The organism is Pseudarthrobacter sp. ATCC 49987 (assembly GCF_009928425.1).
GTDB lineage: Bacteria > Actinomycetota > Actinomycetes > Actinomycetales > Micrococcaceae > Arthrobacter.
Genome location: NZ_JAABNS010000001.1, coordinates 2,615,833 through 2,639,194, shown reverse-complemented (window position 1 = coordinate 2,639,194; position 23,362 = coordinate 2,615,833). Strand labels below are relative to the sequence as shown.

The following is a 23,362-nucleotide window of genomic DNA, read 5'->3' as shown; positions in this document are numbered from 1 at the left end:
GCTTGCTACCCGGAGGCGGCAGGAGTGCTGCGGCGGGAACTCAGAGCTCGCCGATTCCGGAAACGAGGTCGGCCCTGCCATCGGACAGGCTGTAGGCAAGGCCGATTACCGCGGCCCGGCCGCCTTCAACTGCCTCGGAAATGACCCGCGAGCTGTCCACGAGCCGCTGCGACGTCTGTTTGACGTTCTCGACCACCATGTCGTTGATGTCGTTCTGGTTGTTGCGCAGCGAGGTCAGCACCGACGGGGTGATGCGCTCGACGAGGCTGCGCATGAAGCCCACGGGCATCAGCCCGGTCTCCATGGCGTTCTTGGTGGCCGTGACCGCGCCGCAGCTGTCATGCCCGAGGACGACGATCAGCGGCACCGACAGGACGCTGACGCTGTATTCGAGCGAGCCGAGGACGGCGTCGTCGATCACATGGCCTGCGGTGCGGACCACGAATGCATCGCCAAGGCCGAGGTCGAAGATGATTTCAGCGGCCAGCCGGGAATCCGAGCAGCCGAAGATTACCGCAAAGGGGTGCTGGTTCTCCACGAGGGAGGAACGCCGGGACGCATCCTGGTTGGGATGGGAAGAATTGCCTGAAACGAAACGCGCGTTGCCTTCGCGGAGGCGGCGCCAGGCAAGGGCGGGGGTGAGATAGGTGGCCACGGCCTTACCTTACGACGAAGGGACGGCGGAGGGCGAAACGGTGGCTTCCGCGGTGCTCCCGGGTGACGCGCCGCCGGCCGCACCGGACGTGCCCTCAAGGGACTTCACCACAGCGGCTGCCAGCAGCGCGAATTCGTCAAGCTGCGCGGATCCGGTCAGGATAACGGTGGTGCCGCCGGCGTCGGCAAGCACCATGCTCTTCTCGCCCTTGCCCGTGTCACGGAGTTCCCAGTCGCGTCCTCCGGCGCTGCGGGTGCCGGTCACGGGTGCGCTCTTCACCTGCTGCAGGAGCCACGTGGGATTGGACTGCCGGGCCTGCACCAGGGCGATGAAGGACTCCTTGGGGGTGAGGTAGCCCACCTCCCACGTCGGGACGCCGCTGCCCGCGCCGGATTCCCAGCGGGCGTAATTTGCGCGGAATGTGTCGCCGGTTTCCGGGGCCGCGGGTGTGAATCCCGCCACACCGGCCGCGTTGCGCGCCACAGCGCTGACGTCGATGTTGGGCCGGTAGCCGTCGGTTTTGGGCGACGGGTTCATCAGGACGATCGGCAGGAAGGCCGCGATGCTCACGACCAGCGCAATGATCATGCCGATTACCGAGGCGTTCGCGCGCTTCGCCGCTCCCGCGGTCAGGACGGGCTTGACGGGCGGCTGGCCATCCGCGCCATGCGCTTCCGGGCCGGCGGTGCCGGCAGGGGAAGCGGGGGCTGAGGGGGGCGTTTCCTGCAATTCACTCACCCCTCTATAGTCGCCCATTCCCGGCCGATCTCACATTCGGCAGTGCCGGGCGGCCCGACAGGCGGGCGTTCACGGATTGGTCATTCCAAGACGCGGCTTTCCGCCGCGACTATGATCAGTAACAGACGAGATCACAAACAAACGAATCACCGCGACGGATCGATCCTGTCCGTACGGCTTCAATGATCGCCACTCGAAGAAGAGGTTCACGTGACACCAGCGCCAATGACCCAGAAGTACTCCACGCTCTCCCCGTCTCTTGCCGTCGGCATCGACGAGCCGGACCGCAACCTTGCTCTGGAACTGGTCCGCGTCACCGAAGCCGCCGCCATCGCCGGCGGCCACTGGGTGGGGTTCGGGGACAAGAACAAGGCCGACGGCGCCGCCGTCGACGCCATGCGCTCCTTCCTCCAGACCGTTCACTTCAATGGTGTGGTGGTGATCGGCGAGGGCGAGAAGGACGAAGCCCCGATGCTCTTCAACGGCGAAAACGTCGGTGACGGCACCGGCCCCGAGTGCGACGTCGCCGTCGACCCCATTGACGGAACCCGCCTGGCCGCCCTCGGCATCAACAACGCCCTCGCCGTCCTGGCCGTCGCCGAGCGGGGCTCCATGTTCGACCCCTCCGCGGTGTTCTACATGGAGAAGCTCGTGACCGGCCCGGAAGCCGCCGACATGGTGGACCTGCGCCTGCCCGTCAAACAGAACCTGCACCTGATCGCCAAGGCCAAGGGTGTCAAGGTCAACCAGCTCAACGTCATGATCCTGGACCGGGACCGGCACCGTGGGCTCGTGGAGGAGATCCGCGAGGCCGGTGCCCGAACCAAGTTCATCATGGACGGCGACGTCGCCGGCGCCATCGCTGCCGCACGCGCCGGGACGGGTGTCGATGCCCTGATGGGTATCGGCGGAACGCCGGAAGGCATCGTATCGGCTTGCGCCATCAAGTCCCTCGGCGGCGTCATCCAGGGCCGGCTGTGGCCCACGAGCGATGACGAGAAGCAGAAGGCGATCGACGCCGGCCACGACCTCGACCGGGTGCTGTCGACCAACGACCTCGTCTCCAGCGACAACTGCTACTTCGCGGCCACGGGTATCACCGACGGTGACCTGCTCAAGGGCGTGCGTTACTCCAAGGACAAGGTCCTCACCCAGTCCATCGTGATGCGCTCCAAGTCCGGGACCATCCGCTTTGTTGATGGCGAGCACCAGGCCAGCAAGTGGGAAGGCTACGCGCGCAAGAGCTAACGCCTGCCGCACCAGCCAGAACACCCGGATCCCGGGGCGCGAATCGCGCCCCGGGATCCGCCGTTTCCGGGCGGCGGTTTCCGGGCGGCGGGGCGGCATTAGGTAGGGTGGAACCATGACATGGCTCGTAACAGGTGGCGCAGGATATATCGGTTCACACGTGGTCTCCGCTTTGCGCGGGGCCGGGATCCAGGCGGTGGTGATTGACTCGCTCTCCAGCGGGCACCGCGAGTTCGTCCCGGAGGACGTGCCCTTCGTGCACGGCACCATCCTCGACTCCGAGCTCGTGGCCCGCACCATGCTGGACCACGGCGTGACCGGCGTCATCCACCTCGCGGGCTTCAAGTACGCCGGCGTCTCCGTGCAGGAGCCGCTGCTGACATATGAGCAGAACGTCACCGGGACGGCGGAACTGCTGAAGGCGATGGAGCTCGCCGAGGTGGACAAGCTGGTCTTCTCCTCCTCGGCCGCAACCTACGGAACCCCCACCGGGGACATCGTCACCGAGGAGACCCCGACGCAGCCGGAATCCCCTTACGGGGAAAGCAAACTGATCGGCGAATGGCTGATCCGTGACCAGGGGACGGCACGGGGGCTGAAGCACACCTCGCTGCGCTACTTCAACGTCGTCGGCTCGGGCTCGCCCGAGCTCTACGACACAAGCCCGCACAATCTCTTTCCGATCGTGCTCCGCGCATTGACTGCAGGCAAGACGCCCCGCATCAACGGCACCGACTACAACACCGCAGACGGCACCTGCGTGCGCGACTACGTCCATGTGGCCGACCTGGCGACCTCGCACGTTTCGGCAGCCCAGGCCCTCGCCGCCGGCAAGCCGCTGGAACGCGTCTACAACCTCGGGTCCGGCGACGGCCTCTCCGTACGGCAGATCATGACGGCCATGGCCAAGGTCACCGGCATCGACTTCGAGCCCGAGATCGGACCCCGCCGGGCCGGTGACCCGGACCGGATCGTGGCCGACGGCACCCTTGCCGCCCGCGACCTGGACTGGAAGATGCGGCACTCCGTCGAGGACATGGTCGCCAGCGCCTACGAGGCGCAGAAGAAAGCTGCCTCCGCGGCCCTCTAGACATGCCCAGTGGTCGGGCTCGCCCCAAGCCCACCCCAAGGGGGGACATGCCCAGTGGTCGGGCCCAGGAATGGACAGAGTGGGTTTATGTCCACCCGCCAGGGCTGACGCGGGGCATGTCCAGCGGTCAGACCCAGGTTGATCCTGCACGTGCGGGACATGCTCAGTGCTGAGGCCCAGGTTAGTGCTGCTGCCCGGGGGACATGCCCGGTGGCCGGGCCCAGGAATGGACAGAGTGGGTTTATGTCCACCCGCCAGGGCTGACGGGGGGCATGCCCAGTGGGGGAGGGTAGGCCCAGCCGGGGAGGGTAGGCCCAGCCGGGGAGGGTAGGCCCAGCCGGGGAGGGTGGGCCCAGCCGGGGCTGCGGGCTAGCGGCGGAGCGCCGCGGAGAGCCTGCGCGCCGAGGTGATGCCCCTGCGCGCAGCCTGAGCGCACTTCCGGGCCAGCTGGTAGGCGCCGTAGCGCAAGGTCCGCACCGGGAGGTCCCAGGTTCCGGGGTACGCGACTTCGCGGCCGCCGAAGGACTTCTTGAAGGCCGTGAAACCCGCCCACTTGTGGTCCGGCTGGTCCGCAGGTGCCACCCCCCAGAGATCCACATGCTTCAGGCCCCGGTCCCTGGCATCTGCCATCAGCGTGACCAGCAGCGGAATCCCGGCACTGAGCTTCCGGTGCGCGTCATCGAGCGCGGCGTGGGCATAGGTCCGTGTGTCCGCGGAGTCGTAGGCCAGGGCAGCCGCGATCGGCGCGCCCTCGAGTTCGGCAATGAAGAGCGTGGCAGCCCCGGCCGGCATCAGTGAGCGGGCCACCTGGGTGAGGTAGTCGTCGCTCTGCGGCTTGAAGCCATTGCGCGCCGCCGTCAGATGCAGGAACCCCAGCAGGATGGAGATCTCCTCCGGGTCCTGGCTGGAGCGGAACGTCACGCCCTTCTTGTGGATGTTCCGGTACAGGTTGCGGTTCGCCGGTTTCATGTCCGCGAGGACGTCCTTGAACTCCCGGTCCAGGTCCACGATCCAGCTCAGGTCCGGCTGCTGCTTGGCCGGGGCGCGCCGGAGGCCGCGCGTGCGCAGGACAGCGTCGGCGTCGGCGGCTGTGAAGCCGGCGTCGACCGGTTCAATCCGGACGAACACGGCCCCGCAACTGCGGGCCAGGTCCGTCAGCGCCGCCAGGGCGGCGTCGAACGCGACAAGGGATGCGGCGACCGGGCCATAGGGTGCGTAGAGGAGTTTCCCGGCCGGTTTGCTTTCCTCGATGGCCAGGAAACTCCAGCCGGGGCCGGAGCGTCGGTGCACGGTCCGGCCGAGGCTGCGCTGGAAATCGGCCCAGGCGGGGCTTTGCAGGAAGTGGTCCACGGGCTCAGGTTTCCAGGGCGGTGGTGACGGCAAAGGCCAGGGCGGGCCCGGTGGCGCCGGACGCGGCGTGCGCATTGACCGGGGCCTCGGCCGCGGGCAGGAACGCGCTTGAGCCGCGCTCCAGCCGCAGCTCGCCCTTGGGGGAGTCAAGGAGCACGGATCCGGACACCACGATGATGACTGCGGCTCCTGACTGCGCCAGCGGGACGGGCTCCGCGCCGGGCTCCAACACGATGCGCTGCAGCTGGAACTCGCGGAACGGCGGCCGGAAGACCTCCTGTCCCAGCATGGTGGTCTCGGGGCTCAGCATCGGCACGCCGGCCGACTCAAAGGAGATGGTCCGGAGGAGCTCGGGGACATCGACGAACTTCGGGGTCAGTCCGCCGCGCAGCACGTTGTCCGAGGAAGCCATGATCTCGATGCCGAGGCCGTGCAGGTAGGCGTGGACGTTGCCGGCCGGCAAATAGACAGCCTCGCCCGGTGCCAGCGAGATCCGGTTGAGCAGCAGCGAAATCAGCACGCCGGGATCTCCCGGGTACTGCGCGTTGAGGGTGACAACGGTGGACAGCTCCGCCTGGTAAGGGGCGGTCGGGGCGCCGGAGATGAGGGCTGACTCAATCGCGGCCGTCGCCTCAGCCACCTCCCCGCCACCGGCGATCAGCCGTTCGAAGGCCGAACGCAGGGCCGAGTGTTCGTCCGGCTGTGCCAAATCCTGCAGCAGCAGCGGAACAAGCGGCGGGAGTTCGAGGCCGGCCAGCTCAAAATCCGCCACGAGCCGCTCGAAGACGGCGCGGGCGTCCGCCGCCGGTTTGAAGCCGCACAGCGCCTCGAACGGTGTCAGCGCGAGGATCATCTCCGGCTTGTGGTTGTCGTCCTTGTAATTGCGTTCCGCAGCGGCGCGGTCGACGCCGGCGGCCTCCTCGCGGGCGAACCCCGCGCGGGCCTGCTCGAGCGTCGGGTGCACCTGGAGGGACAGGGGGCTGTCGGCAGCCAGGACCTTGAGCAGGAACGGGAGCCGGGGGCCGAACTCGGCCACACTGTCACTGCCCAGGTGGTGCTCCGGATCCTCCGCGATCAGCGCGTCCAGGGCCAGGCGTCCGCCGTCGTCCGCCACCGCAGCGTGGGCGCCAGCCGACCCGGCACCGGCCGGGCTGAGCGCCACGGACGGGGAGTCCGGGTGCGCGCCGATCCACAGCTCCGCTTCCGGGCCGCCGGATGCTGCCCTGCCGAGGAGCCCGGCAATGGCTGTTGTGGAGCCCCAGGCATAGGGCCGGAGGACATTTTCGAGTTCATACACTGCCGGGGTGTCCCTGTCTATTGTGGAATCCTGTTTACGGAATAACTGCTAGAGCGGCGCGCACTGGCCGTTCGTGGCGACCAGGTTGCGGATCGACTGTTCGTCGCCGTCGAGCTTGAACTGGTTCAGCATCTCTTCGGTGATCGGCTCGCCGTCCGGAGTGGTGGTTACCGGAGTGAAGTCCGACGACGGCGCGGGCTGGGTGCCGGGCTGGGCGAGCGGCACCCCGCCGGCCGCCGAGAGCGGTCCGGGCGCCGCGTCCTGCCGGCGGATGCCGTCGTCGGCGGGGCCCGCCGCGGGAGCGGGTCCGAGGAGGGCGTCGACCTTCTGGTGGATCTGGTCGAAGTCCGGGACCGTCGAGAAGGAGGCGTCGAAGTCGGGCGGTCCGATGGTCAGCCGCTTTGATTCCTGGCCCTTGGCCTTCATGGCCAGGTCCACAAAACTGCCGAGCTGGCTGGCGGAGACGTTGGAGTCGACCACCTTGGTGCCGGCCTTGGCGATGTCCTCGAACTTGGCCAGGAGGGTTGCCGGGTCCAGCTGCTTGAGCATGGCCTGCTGGACGCACTGCTGGCGTGCGATGCGTGCGTAGTCGTCCACGAATTCGCGCGAGCGGCCGTACCAGAGGGCATGGTAGCCGTCCAGGGTGTTCTCGCCAGCCGGGATCCAGCCCAGCGGCATTCCGTGGATTCCGTTGGCTTCGTCCACGGTCTCGCCGCTGATCGGGACCCAGCCGCCGGCCTTGATCCGGATGCCGCCCATGGCGTCAATGAGCTTGGCGAAGCCGTCCATGTCCACCAGGACGTAGGCCTGGACCTTGATGCCCAGGGATCCCGACACGGCCTCCAGCGTGGCCTGCGCGCCGGGGTCCTCCACCCCGGGGTACAGGTCCTTGTGCTCGTTGGTGACCTCGGTGTTGATGGCGTTAATGAGGCATTCATTGCCGCAGTCGTAGCCGTCAGGATAAATCGTGCGCATCGGGGAGTCTTCGCTGAACTGCGCATTCTGGAGGTTGCGGGGCACCGAGATGATGGCGGTCTGGCCGGTCTTGGCATCCACGCTGATAACCGAGAGGCTGTCCGGCCGGCGGCCGGTGCGGTCGGCCCCGGCGTCGCCGCCCATCATCAGGAAGTTGTACCGGCCCTCCGAAGGCTGCATGGTGGGTCCGGTGGAGAAGATGTTGCCGATGGCGTCGCGGCTGACGTTGAGCAGGTAGGCGGCGTAGCCGAGCGAACCGCTGCCGAGGACCATCGCGAGCACCAGGGCAACGACGACGGCGGGGCGCACGCCGGGTGCCAGCAGCACGGGGCGGATCAGACGCAGGGTGTTGAGGAAGAGGGCCGCCCAGCCGATGGCCAGCGCCACGAGCCCGATGATCAGCAGCAGCGACGTAACGGGGCTGGTGAACAGGTTGATCAGCGTCGACCGTGAAACCAGGAGGAGCAACACCGCGAGGATGGCCAGCACCCAGACCGTGAGGGTGACGCGCAACGCCATCCGGCCCAGTCGCCGGTTGCCGGCGACAATCTGGGCGCTGCCGGGCACCAGCAGCGTCATCAGGACCAGCAGGAAGGCACGTTTGGTCAGGACCGGAGCTGCCGCCCCCGAGGGGTAGCGGACGGGATCCGTGAGGGTCCCGGCAGGCGTCGGGTTTCTCGGCGCCGGCTGACGGGAAGGGGCGTAACTGTTGGTCATCTGGTAATCCTTAACGGCTGCCCCGGGTGATGACGTTTGCGTCGGCGAACACTTCGCTCACCTTCTGCCGCAGGTTCGCGCCTTTCCGGGTGGCGACGTCATTGAGCTCCTGGGCGAAGTCGAGCAGCTCGGTCCGGAGCCGGGCGGCCAGCGGATCCGTGCCGGCGGCCAGCATGCGCACAGCCAGGAGGCCGGCGTTCCGGGCCCCGCCGATGGAGACGGTTGCGACCGGGACTCCGGCGGGCATCTGGACGATGGAGAGCAGGGAGTCCATCCCGTCAAGGGTCTTCAGTGGCACCGGGACTCCGATGACCGGCAAGGGCGTGACAGAGGCGAGCATGCCCGGCAGGTGGGCGGCGCCGCCGGCGCCGGCAATGACGACGCGCAGGCCGCGCTCATGGGCCGTCTGGCCGTAACGGATCATTTCGAGCGGCATGCGGTGTGCGGAGACGACGTCGGCCTCAAAGGGGATTCCGAATTCGGCGAGGGCCTCGGCAGCGGCCTCCATCACGGGCCAGTCGGAGTCCGAGCCCATCACGAGTCCGACGATGGGGGCGTCGTCGCCGGTGTCCGACGCTGCCGGGAACTGGACGTCGCTGGAAGGGGCTGTGTTGCTGGCGCTCATGGGTTCTCCTCGTGGGCTCCCGCTGCGGTTCGGGACTGGGCCGTTCCGTTCCGGATGATGTTGGCGACCGTAGTGGCGCGTTCGCGTACGGAGTCGACGTCGGCAACGGAGCCTCCGACGAGGTTGACGTGGCCGATCTTGCGGCCCGGCCGGACGGCCTTGCCGTAGCAGTGGACCTTCGCCGCAGGTTCGCTGGCCAGGGCTGCTGGGTATGCGGAGAACAGATTCTGGTTCGCGCCGCCCAGGAAGTTCTTCATGACCACAACGGGGCCCAGTAGGTCCGTGGCGCCGAGCGGCAGATTGAGGATGGCCCGGAGATGCTGTTCAAACTGGCTTGTCACCGAGCCGTCCTGTGTCCAGTGGCCGGTGTTGTGTGGACGCATGGCGAGTTCGTTGATCAGGAAGCCGGCACCCACCCCCGGGGTCTCGAACAGTTCCACGGCCATAACACCCGTGACGCCGAGTTCGCTGGCGATCCGCAGGGCGGCGTTCTCCGCCGCGGCAGCGACGTCCAGCGGGATGTCCAGGGCCGGGGCGATGACTTCGTCACAGACGCCGTCGACCTGGATGGTGTGCACCACGGGCCAGGCCCGCGCCTCGCCGTCCGGGGTCCGGGCAACGAGGGCCGAGAGTTCGCGGCTGAATTCCACTTTGGCCTCCGCGAGCAGCGGCGACATCGCTTCGAACCAGTCCGCGGTGTCCGCGGCGTCGGCTGCGGAGTCCACGATCCGCACGCCCTTGCCGTCGTAGCCGCCGCGCGGGGTTTTCAGGACGACCGGCCAGCCGGTGTCCTCGCCGAAGGCGATCAGCCCGGCGACGTCGTCGACGGGGGCCCAGCGCGGATTGGGCAGCTCCAGCCGGTCGATGGCCGCCCGCATCACGAGTTTGTCCTGGGCGTTGACCAGCGCATCCGGTCCGGGGTGGACGTTGACGCCGGCCCGCTGCAGGGACCGGAGGTGTTCGGTGGGGACGTGTTCGTGGTCGAACGTCAGGACGTCCAGGCCGCGGGAGAACTCAAGGAGATGGTCGAGGTCGGTGTAGTCACCGACCGGGGCCTGGGCCACGGCGGAGACGGCTGAGACGTCCTCACCTTCGGCAAGGACGCGGAGCTCGAAGCCCAGGGCGGTGGCCGCCGGGGCCATCATTCGGGCGAGCTGGCCGCCGCCAACCACACCGATCACAGGAAAAGTCACAAGTCCCAGCCTACCGAAAACCTCGCCATAACCCGGCTTTTGGCAGTCCCGGTGCTGGTACCGGGCCGTCGGCGGCCGCTTTTCGGCGCGGTTCGACGGGGGATATTGCCGGGCTGATGACCGCCGGCCGGCAGGCTTTCGACCCGGGTGGTTGCGGCCGGGGGACCGCGTGCCGGGGCGCGCGGATGGCAATCGGCGCTAAAATGGGCCCTTGGCCCAATGGCCGACAGTTCAAAGAAGGCCACGGAGGGTCATGATTACTACACTTACCGAGCGCTTGCGCGGGCTTGCCTCGCTCTTCTGGCGCGAAGTGGCCAAGTTCGGTGCGGTGGGCGGTGTCGCGTTCATCATTGACAACGGACTCACGTATTACCTGATGCACGGGCCGATGACCGACAGTGAGGCCAAAGCCCGCTTCGTCGGCGCCACCGTCGCAACCATCTTTTCGTGGATTGCTAACCGCTTCTGGACGTTCCGCCACCGCCGCCAGGACAATGTGATCCGCGAGTTCGCGATGTTCATCCTGATCAATGGCATCGGCATCGGTATCTCTACCGGGTTCACCGCCCTCGCCAAGTACAGTCTCGGTGTCACGGACAAGAACATGCTGTTCGCCGCCGGAATCGTTGGCATCCTGGTCGCCACGGTGGTGCGCTTCTTCGCCTACCGGTTCCTGGTCTTCAACAAGGAACTCGACGAAGAGCCGGAGTTCTCCCATGACCACGAAATCATCGAACTGCACCCGCACACCCACCCCGGCCCCGTCGCCGGGAGCCGCAGCGTGGACAGCCCAGTCGCCGGGAGCCGCACCGTCGAGGATTCCGAGCTGCCGGGCCCGCCGGCCTAGGGACAGTGCTCAGCTGCCATTGACGCGTTCGTCCGCGAGCAGCTTCGCCGTCACCGCGACGCCGGGGTGCACCAGAACCACGGAGCCGTCGCCTTTCCAGGCACCCAGGGCGTGGGCGAGGGCTGTTTCCAGGCCGTCGCCGGCGGGCACCAGCAGCCGCACGCCGTCTGCGTGCGCCGCCGCGAAGCCGTCAAGCAGTCCGCCGTGGGTGTGTTCCGTTCCCGCGGCGGCCAGCACGGCACGCCGCGAGGCTTCCGGATCCACGTGTGGCATAAAGACGTCGCCGTGGGAGCGCACCTCGGCGGCATAATCCACGACGCCGGTGGGCAGCTCGCCCGGCCACCGCATGGCCAACGCCGGCAGTGCCACTGCCAGGACAGCGTCGAAAGCCCCCTGCGCCGCCCCGGGACCCGGATCGGCGGTGGCCAGCAGGTCCGCCCCGGCGTCGTTGAACACGACCTCCATGCCAAGCTGCCAGGCGGCGAGGGCAAGGATTACTGACTTCCAGTGGGCCGGCAGGTCCAGCCGCAACCGCGTCCCGGGTTCGGCGTCGAGTTCGTCCTGCAGCAGGTTGGAAGTCTTCGCCACCCAGTTGTCCAGGACCCGGCCGGAGAGCTCAACCCGCTCCGAATCAGGCCCGTACCAGGTGAGCCGGGGGGAGGTCGACTGGCCGGAACGCAGGGCTGTCATCAGTTCGATTGCCGGGATGCTCATGGGTTCATCTTGCCACGGCGGCCGCTCGTGTGATCTCTGTCATACGCATCCCGGTCGCCGTCGGCGGGCAGCCCCGGACCGTGCCGGGAAGTTCCCCGTGAATTCAGCAAAAATTCTCCGAAGTGCTCAGTACCCTGATTATTCTGCGCGTTCTCCGGGGTGTGGCCGAAAAATCCCGGGCGTGGCGTGCCCCGGCTTTGGGTCTCAAGTTGATTATTATCTCCGCCGTGGCTTGACTCCTGGATACTTACACACGTGTAATTAGGTATCGAAGGCCAATGCGCGGAAACCGGCACTCAACCGAGTGTTCAAGGGTCAGGCAAGGGCTGCAAATCAGAGAGGGAACGCCAATGGGGCTAGCAGAGCGTATCCATGAAGAGGCCGTCGTTGCTGGGCAGGCCACGGCCAAGTACCGTTCACGCGGAGTGCCGAGCGACTGGTATGTAGATCCGGCCGATCCGGACGCAGCGGACCGCTATAACGAACACACCAAAGACTCGCTGCAGGACCAGGCGACCGCCTTCCTCGCGGCGCATGACGAACTACTGGCCCGTCCGGACCAGGACAACGACCTTCACGATCCACCGATGGAACTCCAGACCCTCCACGCGGGCACCACCACGCAGCCGGTATGGATCGGATTGCCCTCCCAGCAGGACTTCGACGATGAAGGCGAGCTGGGCTGGCAGACGGACGCGCTCTGCGCACAGACCGACCCGGAAGCGTTCTTCCCTGAGAAGGGTGGCTCCACCCGCGACGCCAAGAAGGTCTGCGGGGCGTGCAACGTCCGCTCCCAGTGCCTCGAATACGCTCTCTCCAACGACGAGCGTTTCGGAATCTGGGGTGGCCTCTCCGAGCGCGAGCGGCGCCGGCTTAGGAAGCGAGCGATCTAATTCTTCAGGAAGTACGAGTCACCGCCGTCCTGGTTTCCCACGACGGCGGTGACTTTCTCCCCAGGACCCTCGCGGCGCTGGCGGCCCAAACCCGGCCCGCGGACACCTGCATCGGGGTTGACACCGGTTCCCGCGACCAGTCCGCGGCGCTCCTCGAACAGACTTTCGGCGCCGCCAACGTCACCGTTTTCGACCAGACCCGCAGCGGCATGGGCGGGGCCGTGCAAGCAGGCCTCAGCGCGCTCGCCCCTTGGGGCGGCGGCACTTCCGGCGGCGGCACTTCCGGCGGCGGCACCGTTGCCGGTGCGCCGGCCGAGTGGATCTGGCTGCTGCATGACGACGCCGCCCCCGCTCCCGAAGCCCTGGCCGAACTCCTCCAAGCGGTGGAACGCGCTCCGTCCGTCACGGTGGCCGGCTGCAAGCAGCTGGACTGGTACTCCGAACGCCGGCTGATCGACGTCGGGCTCTCCACCAGCCGCTGGGCCGAGCGGCTGACCCTCATCGAAGCCGACGAGCTCGACCAGGGACAATACGACGGCCGCAGCGACACGTTCGCCGTCAACTCCGCCGGCATGCTGGTCCGCCGCGACGTCTGGGAGGACCTTCGCGGCTTCGACCCCGCCCTGCCGGGCAGCGGCGACGACGTCGATTTCTGCTGGCGCAACCGGCTGGCCGGACACCGGGTGGTGGTGGTCCCCAGCGCAAGGATGTTCCACGTCTCGCACCGCCCGCACGCCCTGGGCAACGCCACAGCGGCCCGCAAGGCGCAGGTGCACCTCCGGCTCAAGCACGCCCCGGCGTGGAAGGTTCCGCTGCACGCCGCCGGCGCCCTGCTGGGCAGCATTTTCAAACTGGTCCTGAGCATCGCGGTGAAAGATCCGGGCCACGGTTTCTCGCAGCTCCTGGCCACGTTCGGCGCCCTCGGACGCCCGGGAGCCGTGATCCGGGGGCGGCGAAACGCTGCCCGGACGCGCCGCATCCGGCGTTCTGTCATCAAGGGGCTGCAGACCCCACGGCGTGAGGTCTGGGCGCACCGCCGCTCACTGATGGAAGCCATCGGCGCGGACGATTCCGGGGAAGGCCTGACCGGGAACGACCCGCTGGCCGAACAGCCCACCGGCGACTCTTCCGACGACTTCGCCGCACTCACTACCTCCGATCGTGGCTGGGTGGGCAACGGCGCGCTGCTTGCCATCCTGGTCACCACCGCTGCCTCGCTGATCGGCCTGCTCAACATCTTCCGGGCAGAAGCCGTCTCCGGCGGCGCGATGATTCCCGTCTCGCTGCGTCTGGGCGAAATCTGGAACCATGCCTCCGGCTGGTGGATCACGCTCGGCGCAGGGCTTCCCGGCCACGGCGACCCCTTCGGCTATGTCCTGTGGGTCCTCGGCGTGCTCGGTGCCGGAAACGCCAACAGCGCACTCGGCTGGCTGCTGATCCTGGCCATGCCGCTTTCCGCCCTCGGCGCCTGGTTTGCCGCCGGCGCACTGACGCAACGCCGCCGCCTCCGCCTCGCCGCAGCCCTCGTGTGGGCCGGAGCGCCTGCCCTGCAGGTGGCGCTCAACCAGGGCCGCGTCGGGGCCCTGGTTGTCCACGTCGTGACGCCCCTGCTGGTGCTCGCCCTGCTGCGGGCCACCGGCACCGCCGCGGGACGCGGCCGCTACGCCGTTCCGGCCCCCGGGGAGCGGCGCTTCACCGAAGCGCCCCCGGCGAAACCTGGCATCAACGGCACACCCTCCTGGACCGCCGCCGCCGCGGCCGGCCTGGCACTGGCGGTCGTCACCGCGGCAGCACCATCGCTGCTGCTGCCCGGCGTCGTCCTCGTGGCACTCTGCGGCACGCTCCTGGGCCGTCGCGGGCGGACCGTCTGGTGGGCACTGCTGCCCAGTCTTGCGCTGTTCGTACCGTTCCTGGCCTCCACCATTGACCGGCCCCGCGCCCTCCTTGCAGACCCCGGCCTGCCGCTGGGCTTTGACGCCGCACCCCTATGGCAACAGGCCCTGGGCCAGCCGCTGCGCTTCGCAGCCGACGGCGGCCTCACCGGCCTCCCGGCGTTCGGCCCAGGCACTGCCGTGCCGTGGGCGCTCCTGCTCGCCCTCCTGATCGGTCTGCCCGTCGTGCTCCTGGCCGTGGCTGCACTGTTCCTGCCGGGCCGTGCACCGCGGAGTGCCCGGGCCCTCTGGGCCGCGGCACTGATGGTGCTGGCCGGCGGCTGGCTCAGCGGCCAGGTTGCCACGGGAGTCAGCGCCAACGTCCTGGTGACTCCCTTCACGGGACCCGCCGTTTCGGCCGCAGCCTTCGCCATCCTGGGGGCGTCACTGATCGGCGCGGCAGGCCTGCTGGACGCCGCGGACCGGGCCGCCGCCGCAACGATGGGCCGCAAGGTCCTCACCCGCGCCACCGCGGTCACGGCCATGATCCTCCTGCTGGCAGGCCCGCTGGCCGGCCTTACGGTGTGGGCCGCGCAAAACGTCCTGCCGCAGGCCACCGAGGCCGCAGCCATGCCCGGCGCGGAACGGGCCTCCGGGCTGGCCGGCACTGATTCACCGGGCACGGCCTCTCTGGGCGCCTGGAGGCTTGTGCAGCCGGCCGAGTCCCGGACCCTCCCGGCAACGGCCATCGACCGCGGCGAGGGGCCGGAACAGGCGCGCACCCTCATCATCTCGACCGGCGAAAACGGAACATTCGACGCCGCGCTGATGCGCGGTGCCGGCACCACCCTTGATGCCCTGTCCACGATTGCCGCCGCCCGCCCGATCATGGGGGAGCCGGGGCAGGAGACCGTGCGTGACGACGACGCCGTTGTGGCTTCCGTCCGCAATGTCGTGGCCACCATCGTGGCCGGCCAGGGCGTCGATCCACGCGAAGAGCTCGAGCGGCTCGGTGTCGGCTTTGTGGTTCTGCGGGCCGCCGATACCGCGGCCCAGCTGACCGCGAGCCGGATGGACGCCGTCCCCGGCCTCGTCGCCGTCGGAAAGACCGACGTCGGTTGGCTCTGGCGGATCAGTCCCCTTAACCAGCCGGTGATCCAGGCCGCCGACGTCGCGCACCGCGTGCGGATTGTCGACGGCGCCGGCGCAACGGTCGGGCTGGTCCCGTCCCAGGCCGTGTCCGCGGACGCCGGGGTTCCCGCCGGACCGGAAGGACGGCTCGTGGTGCTGGCGGAACGCGCCGATCCGGGGTGGAGTGCCTGGCTCGACGGCCGCCGCCTCACCGCCACCACGTCAGGGTGGGCGCAGGCCTTCACCCTGCCCGCCGAGGGCGGCCGGCTCAGCCTCCGCTACGAGGCACACTGGGCCGTCTGGACCGGCGTCGCCCAGGCCGTCATCATTGGCCTGACCGCCCTGCTTGCCATCCCCATGCCTGCCCGCCGGCCGAACACCGGCCTGTCCAGGGACGAAGGCTCCCTGCGTAAGGAACATCTTGATGCCTAGGGACGACAACCCCGCGAACGACGCTCCGGACGCCCAGGAGACCCCGGACACCCCGGACGACGCCGGCGTCCCTGGCCGGACCGGGCGCAGGACACGCGTGCCGCTCCTGTCGCGGCTGACGGCTACTCCGCGCGCCCGGCGGCTGGGTGGCGTCCTTTCCGCCGCCGTCCTTGTCGCTGCCGGCGGCGGACTCGTGTCCGCAACGGCGCTCACCCCGCAGGGTCCCGGCAGCAGCCGGCCCATCGCGGCGCCGCTGGCGGCCGTCCCGGCGGGCAGCAGCGTCGGCGTCTGCCCGGGGCCGGCCCGGCTGCTCGAAGGCGCGCCCGTGGGCACCGATCCGCAGTTCAGCCCCGAGTCCGCCACCGCCAAGACCGAGGTCAATGCCCTCGTGCTGGGCTCCGGTGCTGGCGTCCTGCCCGGCAGCAGGCTCGCTTCACTCACCGGCAGCACCCTGGTTGAACTCGCCAAGTCCACAGCGGCGTCCGCAAGCCCCGCCGCGGCGCCCAAACCCGCTAATTCCGTGCCACTGGCCGGCGTCGTATCCCAGCGCAGCGTCGATGGTGTGGGCGTCCTGAGCGCCGATGCACAGGGCGACCGCCAGCCCGCCGCCGGGGCCGTCCTGCGCTACACAGCAGAGGACGGTGACCTCCGGGGTTCGGCGGCCGCCGCCTGCCAGCAGCCTGCCAACGATCTCTGGCTCGTCGGTGCGAACACCGCGCTGGGCCGGACGGCCGTACTGAACCTCAGCAACGCCTCCAGCAGCCCGGCCACAGTCAGCCTCGATCTCTTCGGAGCCAAAGGCCCCCTCCAGGCCCCGGGCAGCCGTGGACTCCTCGTCGCACCGGGCACCACACGCTCGGTTATCCTGGCCGGGCTCGCTCCGGGGCAGGAGCAACTCAGCGTCCGGGTGCGCAGCGCCGGCGGACCCGTGGCAGCGGTTATCCAGCAGAGCGTGCTGCGGGGGCTGACGCCCGGCGGTGTGGAGTTCATCGCCCCCGCCACGGCCCCGGCGCTCCGCCAGGTGGTCTCCGGTGTCGACATCCAGGACCCCGCTGGGCTGTCGGACCTCACCGGGAAGTCCGGTTTCGCGGATGCCGGACCTGCCCTGCAGATCGCGGTGCCGGGGTCCGCCGACGCCGTCGTCGCGATCAAGTTGTTCGGACGGGACGGCCAGAAGGCCCTGCCCGGCGGCGGCGTGGTCACGGCGAAGGCTGGATCCGTCACCCAGGTTCCGCTCGCCGGCGTGCCGGCCGGGCCTTACACGGTGGCCGTCAGCTCGGACGTTTCCTTCACCGCGGCGGCGCGTGTCACCAGGGGCCTCAAAGCCGAAGACGCCTCCGACTTCGCGTGGTCGGCGGCGTCGGCGAGGCTGGGAAGCCAACACGTTGTGCCGGTCCCGGGCGCGGGGGACCGCTTCCTCATTTTCGGCGCTCCCGAGGGCCGCGCCACGATTTCCTACACTCCGATCACTGCGGATGGAAAGATCCGCGCGGCCGCAGCCGCCGACATCGCCGGCGGCACGACTGCCTCCATCAAGGTCCCCGCCGAGGTCGAGGGCTCACAGCTTGTCGGCTACCTGGTGTCCGCCGCGGGCGATCCCGCCTACGGCGCGGTCCTGCTGCAGCAGGACGGCAGGCAGGACATTTCAACGATCGCCATTGCCCCGGGAGTGGCGGGCCAGGAGCAGGTCCCGGTCACGCTCGGCTACTGATCACGCCGGGGCAGCGCAGTTCCGCCCGCGGCAGCCGGATAGCGGCGGCCCGGCAGTTGGGTCCAGCGGGGCGCCCTAGTAGCGGCGGCGGTAGACAGGGTCCAGTGACTCCGGCGGCACACCGAGCATCTCGGCCGTGTACTCCACCACAACGTCATGGACCAGGTCCTGAAGTTCCTCGCGGGTCACGCAGGCCTGCTCGACGACCCGGCGGTACAGGGTGATCACGGGACCTTCGTCCGCCGTGGCGGGGGAGTAGGAACCCATGGGGGCAGGAGCCCGGTCCGCCACGAGCTGTTCGAGCCCCGGCGGAATCTCATCGACGGCGAAACGGACGCCGTCCAGCGGCTTGCCCCAAATGTCGTGCAGCCGCTCGGCTGAGTCGAGGACGAAGTCGTCGAAGCGGTCGGAGCGGGTACGGTAGCCGGGCAGTGTGGGCAGCATGATCTCGCCGCGGAGCCCGCGGCCGTGCCGGTTCCTGCGCCGCTGGCGGAACCCCCGGGCCGCCGTGGGGCGCCCTGAACCGCCCGCCGGGGAACCGGCATCGTGACGTCCGGCGTCGCTTTCAGCCAAGCGGACCGTAAAACCCGGATCGTGGTGCGATGACTGCATATCTCGACTCTAAACCCGGCGAATGGTTTACGCGATACGGGCCGCCCGACCCGCCGTCAGCGCGCCGGGCGCCGTCCGGCGGCGCGGGGGAGTAGTCTGTGATGTCGTGGGTGCAATTCGTCTTTGTTCAAGGTCAGCCTGCCGCAACTCAGCGGTGGCCACTTTGACGTACGTGTATGCCGACTCCACCGCGGTCCTGGGACCCCTGGCAACCTATGCCGAGCCGCACTGCTACGACTTGTGTGAACAGCACGCCGGGTCCCTGACCGTCCCGCGCGGCTGGGAAGTGATGCGGCTGGCCATGCCGGCGACCCCCGCAGGTCCCGGCCCCGATGACCTCCTCGCCCTCGCCAATGCCGTCCGGGAAGCGGCCTCGCGGCCCGCCGCGCCGGAATCCGGCCAGGGCCAGCGCAGCGTCCATCCGGCCCTTGAAGCTCCTGCCGGGGCCGAAGGCACCCGCCGGGGCCATCTGCGCGTCCTGCGCGAACCTTCGTAGGCGGCAACTGGCGGTAGGCTGGGAACTGCAAAATCCGTAAGCCACCGGCGCCTGCTGCGGCGTCCACCAGGGAGCGTTCACCATGCCGAAGATCAGTCCCGAACTGTTGTCTGTCCTGAGATGCCCCGTGACCGGTTCGCCGCTGGTGCAGGACGGCGAGGAACTCGTCACCGCCACGGCCGGCCCCTCCGGAGAGAAGCTGCGCTACGCGATCGAGGACGGCATCCCCCTGCTGCTGCCGCCGGAACTGCTTCCGGCCGCCGCGGCGGCCCCGGCTTTCCAGCACGACGGCGGCCAGCCCGACGCAGCCAAGCCCGATGCAGCCTCCCGCCCCACTGGCGCTTAGCCCCCGGGCCCATCGCTTTGCCGCTCGGCTTCGAAGTACTTTCCAGCCACCGATAAGCACCTCTACCGACTTCACAGGCGGCCAGGTCCCGGACCTGCCCGCCGGCAACAACAAAGGATTCAAATGACTCTCGATTACAAGATTGCGGACATCTCCCTGGCCGAGGCAGGCCGCCACCAGATCCGCCTCGCCGAGCACGAAATGCCCGGCCTGATGTCCCTGCGCGAGGAGTTCGGCGCAAGCCAGCCGCTCAAGGGTGCCCGGATCGCCGGCTCCCTGCACATGACGGTGCAGACCGCCGTGCTGATCGAGACCCTCACGGCACTCGGCGCCGAGGTCCGCTGGGCCTCCTGCAACATTTTCTCCACCCAGGACGAAGCCGCTGCCGCCGTAGTGGTCGGCAACGGCACGGTTGAGGACCCCCAGGGTGTTCCCGTGTTCGCCTGGAAAGGCGAGACCCTCGAGGAATACTGGTGGACCGCGGAGCAGATCCTGACCTGGCCGGGCGCGGACAGCAACCCGGACCTCGGCCCGAACATGATCCTCGACGACGGCGGCGACGCCACCATGCTGGTCCACAAGGGCACCGACGTCGAGGCGCTCGGCGCTGTCCCGGCCACCGCAGAGGACGAGTCCGAGGAAGGCCGCGTCTTCCTCGACGTGCTGCGTGCCTCATTGCAGGCGGATCCGCAGAAGTGGACCCGGATCGGCTCCCGCCTGCTCGGCGTCACTGAGGAGACCACCACCGGTGTGCACCGCCTCTACCAGCTCGCGGAGCAGGGCAAGCTGCTGTTCCCGGCCATCAACGTCAACGACTCCGTCACCAAGAGCAAGTTCGACAATAAATACGGCATCCGCCACTCCCTGCCCGACGGCATCAACCGCGCCACCGACGTCCTGATGGGCGGCAAGGTCGCCGTCGTCTGCGGCTACGGCGACGTCGGCAAGGGCGCGGCGGAGGCCTTCCGTGGCCAGGGCTCGCGCGTCATCGTAACCGAAATCGACCCCATCTGCGCCCTCCAGGCAGCAATGGACGGCTACCAGGTCGCGAAACTGGAATCCGTCCTCAGCGAGGGCCACATCTTCATCACCACGACGGGCAACAAGGACGTCATCATGGCCGAGCACATGGCAGGGATGCGTGACAAGGCGATCGTGGGCAACATCGGCCACTTCGACAACGAGATCGACATGGCCGGACTGGCCCGGATCCCGGGCATCAAGAAGGTCGAGATCAAGCCCCAGGTGCACGAGTGGGTGCTCGACGCCGGGACCGCGGAAGAGCGCTCCATCATCGTCCTGTCCGAAGGCCGTCTGCTGAATCTCGGCAACGCCACCGGCCACCCGTCCTTCGTAATGAGCAACTCCTTCGCCAACCAGACGATCGCGCAGATCGAGCTCTTCACCAAGCGCGACCAGCCGGAAGGGGAGCGGGAGTACGAAAAGCAGGTCTACGTGCTGCCGAAGATCCTTGACGAGAAGGTCGCCCGGCTGCACCTCGATGCCCTTGGCGTCGAACTGACCGAGCTTTCGAAGGAGCAGGCCCAGTACCTGGACCTTGAGGTTTCCGGCCCGTACAAGCCGGACCACTACCGCTACTAGGACGCGCCGGCCGCCGCACCACACCTGCGCCACCACGGCCCAGCACCGGCGGGTGACTGCCACGAGGGCTCCGGACTGCCGTCGGGGGCCCTCTTCGTAACCTGATCGTGGCGGGGCCGACGGCGGGTCCCACCGGAATTTCCCTTATGCTTTCAAGGTAACTTCTGGAAGGACCTGAGTATTGTGAACGCCCCGAGAAGCCGGAGCACCGGCCGCAAGCTTGCCGTCCTCGGAGCGGTCTGCGCCCTCGCCGCGGTCGGCGGGGTGTTCGCGGCGGGACCAGGATTGGCCCATGCTTCCTTCGCCTCCGAGGCCGCCTCGCCGGAGCGATCGAAGCCGGGACTCGCCTTCCCCGTGGTGGCGCCTGCGCAGCTGGACGTCGTCCCGGCGAATGAGGCCAAGCAGGTCAACCCGGCCGCGCCCGTGACCCTGAAGGTCAAGAACGGCCGCATCGACCGCGTGTCGCTCACCAGCGGTTCCGGGGACGCCGTGGAGGGGACCCTCAGCGCGGATGCCTCCAGCTGGACGGCGACTGCACCGCTGAAGTTCAACACCCGCTACAGCTACACTTTCTCCGTGGTGGACGCCGCCGGCCGCAAGGAGAACACCACACGGACTTTCACCACAGTCTCCACCGCCAACGAAGCCGACGCCGCCATCTACCCGCTGGACGGCATGAAGGTGGGAGTGGCGCAGCCGCTGCAGATCACTTTCAGCGAGCCTGTCCTGAACCGGGACGCCGTCGAGAAGGCCATCAAGATCAGCTCCACCTCCGGGCAGCCGGGCGACTTCCACTGGTTCAGCAACACCATGGTCCGGTACCGTCCGGAGAGTTTCTGGACCGCGAACAGCACCATCACCATGGACATGCAGCTCTTCGGGGTCGACCTCGGGAACGGGCAGATCGGCAACTTCAACAAAAAGGTCACCGTCCACATCGGCGACAAGAAGGTCGCCGTCGCGAACGCGACCGCGCACACGTTCACGGCCAGTATCAACGGCCAGCAGGTCGGACAGTGGCCGGCGACCATGGGCGACACCCGGTTCCCTTCGGCCCGCGGGTACCTCGTGTTCATGGAGAAGTACCGCGTGGAGCATATGGATGCCTCCACCATCGGGCTCAAGCCCGGCGACCCGGCCTACTACGGCCAGCTCGACGTCAACTACGCCACGCGCCTGACCCCGAGCGGGGAGTTCATCCACCAGGCCACGGACTCCGCCATGCCGTATCTTGGCGTCGCCAACCTCTCCCACGGCTGCATCGGGCTGGGGCCGGACGGTGCGAAATGGGTCTTCGAGAACATGACTACCGGTGACGTGGTCCAGGTGGTCAACACCGACGGCGACTTCGCCGCTGTGGACGACGGCTACGGGGACTGGAACATCCCCTGGGCGCAGTACGCCAACTGAGGCCCGCGGGCAGCTCCGCGAACCGCGGTAAGACTTTTATTTGGGGGACAGGACATGGACGAGATGACAACGGACCTTGGCGCGCGGCGCCGACGCCGCAAACCCGGGTCCCGGCGGGAACCCGGAGGCAAGGGCCGCAGGAGAAGCGGGAAGATGCTGGCTGTGCTGGCACTCTGCGCCGCCGTCGGCGCCGGCGGAATCGGCATCGCGACGGCGCCCGGCCGGGCCGACGCTGAAATGCCTTCAGAGGCAGCTTCCCCGATGCGGAACGTCGCGGGCCTCGCGGCCCCGGTGGTGAAGGCCGTGGAACTGGGTGTGACCCCGACCGACGGGGCCAAGGCCGTCAACCCCGCCGCACCGGCTTCGGTCAAGGCCGTCAACGGCACGGTGAAGGACGTCGTTCTCGAGCGTGCCTCCGGCGGCGGCCGCGTCCCCGGAACCACGAGTCCGGACGGCTCCACCTGGACCGCCGGAGATCCCCTCGATTTCGATACGAAGTACAAGTACAGCTTTACGATTGTCGACCAGGCCGGCCGGGAGACGAAGAAGGCCCAGACCTTCGCGACTGTCGCCAAGGCCAACGAGGCCGACGCCGCCGTGTATCCGCTCAACGGCACGACTGTCGGGGCCGGCCAGCCTATCGAGATTGTCTTCAGCGAACCGGTGCTGAACAAGGAGGCCATGGAGAAGGCCGTCACGGTCACGGCTTCCTCCGGCCAGGCCGTGGCGTGGCGCTGGTACTCGGACCGGCGCGTCCGGATCCGGCCCGAAGCATTCTGGGCTGCCAACAGCGAGATCACCGTGGACCTGAAGCTCTTCGGCGTCGACTTCGGCAACAAGATGATCGGCAACTCCGACACGAAGGCCTCCTTCAAGGTGGGACCGCAGCGCCTCGCAGTCGTAGATGACATCACCAAGACCATGAACGTGTACTTCGACGGCCAGCTGGTCAAGACAGCACCGGTCACGCTGGGAGACGCTGAGTGGCTCTCTCCAACGGGCTTCGCCGTCATCATGGAGCAGGAACGCCACTCCAAGTTCAACGCCGGCAGCATCGGCCTCAAACCCGGCGACAAGGGCTACTACCCGCCCCTGACCGTGGAATACGCCAACCGCCTGACCAGCTCCGGTGTCTACGTCCACCAGGCCCTCGAATCTGCGTGGGGTGCCGTGGGCAAGTACAACGTCTCGCACGGCTGCGTCGGGCTGCTCCCGGCCGACGCGGCCTGGTTCTTCAACAACATGAAGACCGGCGACGTCGTCCAGACCCTCAACACCGGAGCGCCGGCCGTGGAACCGCTCGAAGGTTTCGGCGACTGGAACATCCCGTGGGCGCAGTACGCCAAACGATGACCGCAGGGCGGGGCCGGCCGCACCGGGATGCCGCCCGAATCCCACCGCCTGAATCC

The 23,362-nt window shown here is 68.5% G+C and carries 20 protein-coding genes; 11 read left to right on the top strand and 9 right to left on the bottom strand.

Annotated elements, in window-relative coordinates; all coding sequences use genetic code 11:
• Positions 1-40: 40 nt before the first annotated feature.
• Both GXK59_RS12250 and GXK59_RS12245 read right to left on the bottom strand, forming a co-directional pair.
• Positions 41-655 (bottom strand): carbonic anhydrase, encoded by a 615-nt coding sequence (locus GXK59_RS12250; protein ID WP_160667116.1) that lies wholly within the window; start codon positions 653-655, stop codon positions 41-43.
• A gap of 9 nt (positions 656-664) precedes the next feature.
• The gene (locus GXK59_RS12245; RefSeq protein WP_160667114.1) at positions 665-1,411 is read right to left on the bottom strand and encodes a DUF4245 domain-containing protein; all 747 of its coding nucleotides are present in this window, start codon (positions 1,409-1,411) and stop codon (positions 665-667) included.
• A gap of 207 nt (positions 1,412-1,618) precedes the next feature.
• Between GXK59_RS12245 and glpX the strand changes: the two genes are divergently transcribed.
• On the top strand, positions 1,619-2,641 hold the full coding sequence (gene glpX / locus GXK59_RS12240) for a class II fructose-bisphosphatase (protein ID WP_024366327.1): 1,023 nt from the start codon (positions 1,619-1,621) through the stop codon (positions 2,639-2,641).
• 115 nt (positions 2,642-2,756) lie between these two features.
• Positions 2,757-3,731 carry a UDP-glucose 4-epimerase GalE gene (gene galE, locus GXK59_RS12235; RefSeq protein WP_160667112.1) on the top strand — a complete coding sequence of 325 codons (975 nt, stop codon included), beginning with the start codon at positions 2,757-2,759 and terminating at the stop codon, positions 3,729-3,731.
• A 369-nt stretch (positions 3,732-4,100) separates the two neighbouring features.
• On the opposite strand, the gene GXK59_RS12230 is transcribed toward galE, so the two are convergent.
• The 5 genes from GXK59_RS12230 to GXK59_RS12210 all read right to left on the bottom strand — a co-directional run bounded on the left by GXK59_RS12230 (position 4,101) and on the right by GXK59_RS12210 (position 9,840).
• The gene (locus tag GXK59_RS12230) at positions 4,101-5,081 is read right to left on the bottom strand and encodes a lipid II:glycine glycyltransferase FemX (protein WP_160667110.1); all 981 of its coding nucleotides are present in this window, start codon (positions 5,079-5,081) and stop codon (positions 4,101-4,103) included.
• A 4-nt stretch (positions 5,082-5,085) separates the two neighbouring features.
• Complete coding sequence (gene manA / locus GXK59_RS12225) at positions 5,086-6,378, bottom strand: mannose-6-phosphate isomerase, class I (protein WP_160667108.1); 1,293 nt, start codon at positions 6,376-6,378, stop codon at positions 5,086-5,088.
• 48 nt (positions 6,379-6,426) lie between these two features.
• Complete coding sequence (locus GXK59_RS12220; RefSeq protein WP_160667106.1) at positions 6,427-8,070, bottom strand: LCP family protein; 1,644 nt, start codon at positions 8,068-8,070, stop codon at positions 6,427-6,429.
• A gap of 10 nt (positions 8,071-8,080) precedes the next feature.
• Positions 8,081-8,605, bottom strand: coding sequence for a 5-(carboxyamino)imidazole ribonucleotide mutase (gene purE, locus GXK59_RS12215; RefSeq protein WP_160669139.1), 525 nt, complete (start codon positions 8,603-8,605; stop codon positions 8,081-8,083).
• An 86-nt stretch (positions 8,606-8,691) separates the two neighbouring features.
• A complete protein-coding gene (locus tag GXK59_RS12210; RefSeq protein ID WP_237394010.1) occupies positions 8,692-9,840 on the bottom strand; it encodes a 5-(carboxyamino)imidazole ribonucleotide synthase in 1,149 nt (382 codons plus the stop codon).
• Between the two features lie 301 nt (positions 9,841-10,141).
• Between GXK59_RS12210 and GXK59_RS12205 the strand changes: the two genes are divergently transcribed.
• Positions 10,142-10,735 carry a GtrA family protein gene (locus GXK59_RS12205; RefSeq protein ID WP_160667102.1) on the top strand — a complete coding sequence of 198 codons (594 nt, stop codon included), beginning with the start codon at positions 10,142-10,144 and terminating at the stop codon, positions 10,733-10,735.
• A gap of 9 nt (positions 10,736-10,744) precedes the next feature.
• On the opposite strand, the gene GXK59_RS12200 is transcribed toward GXK59_RS12205, so the two are convergent.
• The gene (locus GXK59_RS12200) at positions 10,745-11,449 is read right to left on the bottom strand and encodes a TIGR03089 family protein (protein WP_160667100.1); all 705 of its coding nucleotides are present in this window, start codon (positions 11,447-11,449) and stop codon (positions 10,745-10,747) included.
• Between the two features lie 350 nt (positions 11,450-11,799).
• Between GXK59_RS12200 and GXK59_RS20725 the strand changes: the two genes are divergently transcribed.
• From GXK59_RS20725 to GXK59_RS12185, 3 genes are read left to right on the top strand one after another with little or no spacing between them, the layout of a single operon-like run.
• On the top strand, positions 11,800-12,342 hold the full coding sequence (locus GXK59_RS20725; protein WP_160667098.1) for a WhiB family transcriptional regulator: 543 nt from the start codon (positions 11,800-11,802) through the stop codon (positions 12,340-12,342).
• A gap of 29 nt (positions 12,343-12,371) precedes the next feature.
• The gene (locus tag GXK59_RS12190; protein ID WP_160669138.1) at positions 12,372-15,776 is read left to right on the top strand and encodes a glycosyltransferase; all 3,405 of its coding nucleotides are present in this window, start codon (positions 12,372-12,374) and stop codon (positions 15,774-15,776) included.
• The gene (locus GXK59_RS12185; protein ID WP_237393874.1) at positions 15,769-17,487 is read left to right on the top strand and encodes a DUF5719 family protein; all 1,719 of its coding nucleotides are present in this window, start codon (positions 15,769-15,771) and stop codon (positions 17,485-17,487) included. Before GXK59_RS12190 ends, GXK59_RS12185 begins: the two co-directional genes overlap by 8 nt.
• Before the next feature lie 75 nt (positions 17,488-17,562).
• Here the strand turns inward: GXK59_RS12185 and GXK59_RS12180 are convergent, their stop codons facing one another.
• Positions 17,563-18,099 carry a metallopeptidase family protein gene (locus GXK59_RS12180; protein ID WP_160667096.1) on the bottom strand — a complete coding sequence of 179 codons (537 nt, stop codon included), beginning with the start codon at positions 18,097-18,099 and terminating at the stop codon, positions 17,563-17,565.
• 106 nt (positions 18,100-18,205) lie between these two features.
• Here GXK59_RS12180 and GXK59_RS12175 point away from each other — a divergent pair, with 106 nt between their 5' ends.
• The 5 genes from GXK59_RS12175 (at position 18,206) to GXK59_RS12155 (ending at position 23,306) form a co-directional block, all read left to right on the top strand.
• Positions 18,206-18,595: a DUF3499 domain-containing protein gene (locus tag GXK59_RS12175; protein WP_160669137.1), complete on the top strand. Its 390-nt coding sequence runs from the start codon at positions 18,206-18,208 to the stop codon at positions 18,593-18,595.
• Positions 18,596-18,677: 82 nt separating this feature from the next.
• Complete coding sequence (locus GXK59_RS12170) at positions 18,678-18,941, top strand: Trm112 family protein (RefSeq protein WP_160667094.1); 264 nt, start codon at positions 18,678-18,680, stop codon at positions 18,939-18,941.
• A gap of 123 nt (positions 18,942-19,064) precedes the next feature.
• Positions 19,065-20,543: an adenosylhomocysteinase gene (gene ahcY, locus GXK59_RS12165; protein ID WP_160667092.1), complete on the top strand. Its 1,479-nt coding sequence runs from the start codon at positions 19,065-19,067 to the stop codon at positions 20,541-20,543.
• Between the two features lie 174 nt (positions 20,544-20,717).
• Positions 20,718-21,953, top strand: coding sequence for a L,D-transpeptidase family protein (locus GXK59_RS12160; protein WP_160669136.1), 1,236 nt, complete (start codon positions 20,718-20,720; stop codon positions 21,951-21,953).
• 153 nt (positions 21,954-22,106) lie between these two features.
• On the top strand, positions 22,107-23,306 hold the full coding sequence (locus tag GXK59_RS12155; RefSeq protein WP_237394009.1) for a L,D-transpeptidase: 1,200 nt from the start codon (positions 22,107-22,109) through the stop codon (positions 23,304-23,306).
• Positions 23,307-23,362: the final 56 nt, after the last annotated feature.

Bases quoted from the DNA above. Each gene is read 5' to 3' on its own strand.
- GXK59_RS12245 (WP_160667114.1), bottom strand. From the start codon at position 1,411: ATGGGCGACTATAGAGGGGTGAGTGAATTGCAGGAAACGCCCCCCTCA.
- glpX (WP_024366327.1), top strand. From the start codon at position 1,619: ATGACCCAGAAGTACTCCACGCTCTCCCCGTCTCTTGCCGTCGGCATC.
- galE (WP_160667112.1), top strand. From the start codon at position 2,757: ATGACATGGCTCGTAACAGGTGGCGCAGGATATATCGGTTCACACGTG.
- GXK59_RS12220 (WP_160667106.1), bottom strand. From the start codon at position 8,070: ATGACCAACAGTTACGCCCCTTCCCGTCAGCCGGCGCCGAGAAACCCG.
- purE (WP_160669139.1), bottom strand. From the start codon at position 8,605: ATGGGCTCGGACTCCGACTGGCCCGTGATGGAGGCCGCTGCCGAGGCC.
- GXK59_RS12210 (WP_237394010.1), bottom strand. From the start codon at position 9,840: ATGATGGCCCCGGCGGCCACCGCCCTGGGCTTCGAGCTCCGCGTCCTT.
- GXK59_RS12205 (WP_160667102.1), top strand. From the start codon at position 10,142: ATGATTACTACACTTACCGAGCGCTTGCGCGGGCTTGCCTCGCTCTTC.
- GXK59_RS12200 (WP_160667100.1), bottom strand. From the start codon at position 11,449: ATGAGCATCCCGGCAATCGAACTGATGACAGCCCTGCGTTCCGGCCAG.
- GXK59_RS20725 (WP_160667098.1), top strand. From the start codon at position 11,800: ATGGGGCTAGCAGAGCGTATCCATGAAGAGGCCGTCGTTGCTGGGCAG.
- GXK59_RS12185 (WP_237393874.1), top strand. From the start codon at position 15,769: ATGCCTAGGGACGACAACCCCGCGAACGACGCTCCGGACGCCCAGGAG.
- GXK59_RS12180 (WP_160667096.1), bottom strand. From the start codon at position 18,099: ATGCAGTCATCGCACCACGATCCGGGTTTTACGGTCCGCTTGGCTGAA.
- GXK59_RS12170 (WP_160667094.1), top strand. From the start codon at position 18,678: ATGCCGAAGATCAGTCCCGAACTGTTGTCTGTCCTGAGATGCCCCGTG.
- ahcY (WP_160667092.1), top strand. From the start codon at position 19,065: ATGACTCTCGATTACAAGATTGCGGACATCTCCCTGGCCGAGGCAGGC.
- GXK59_RS12155 (WP_237394009.1), top strand. From the start codon at position 22,107: ATGCTGGCTGTGCTGGCACTCTGCGCCGCCGTCGGCGCCGGCGGAATC.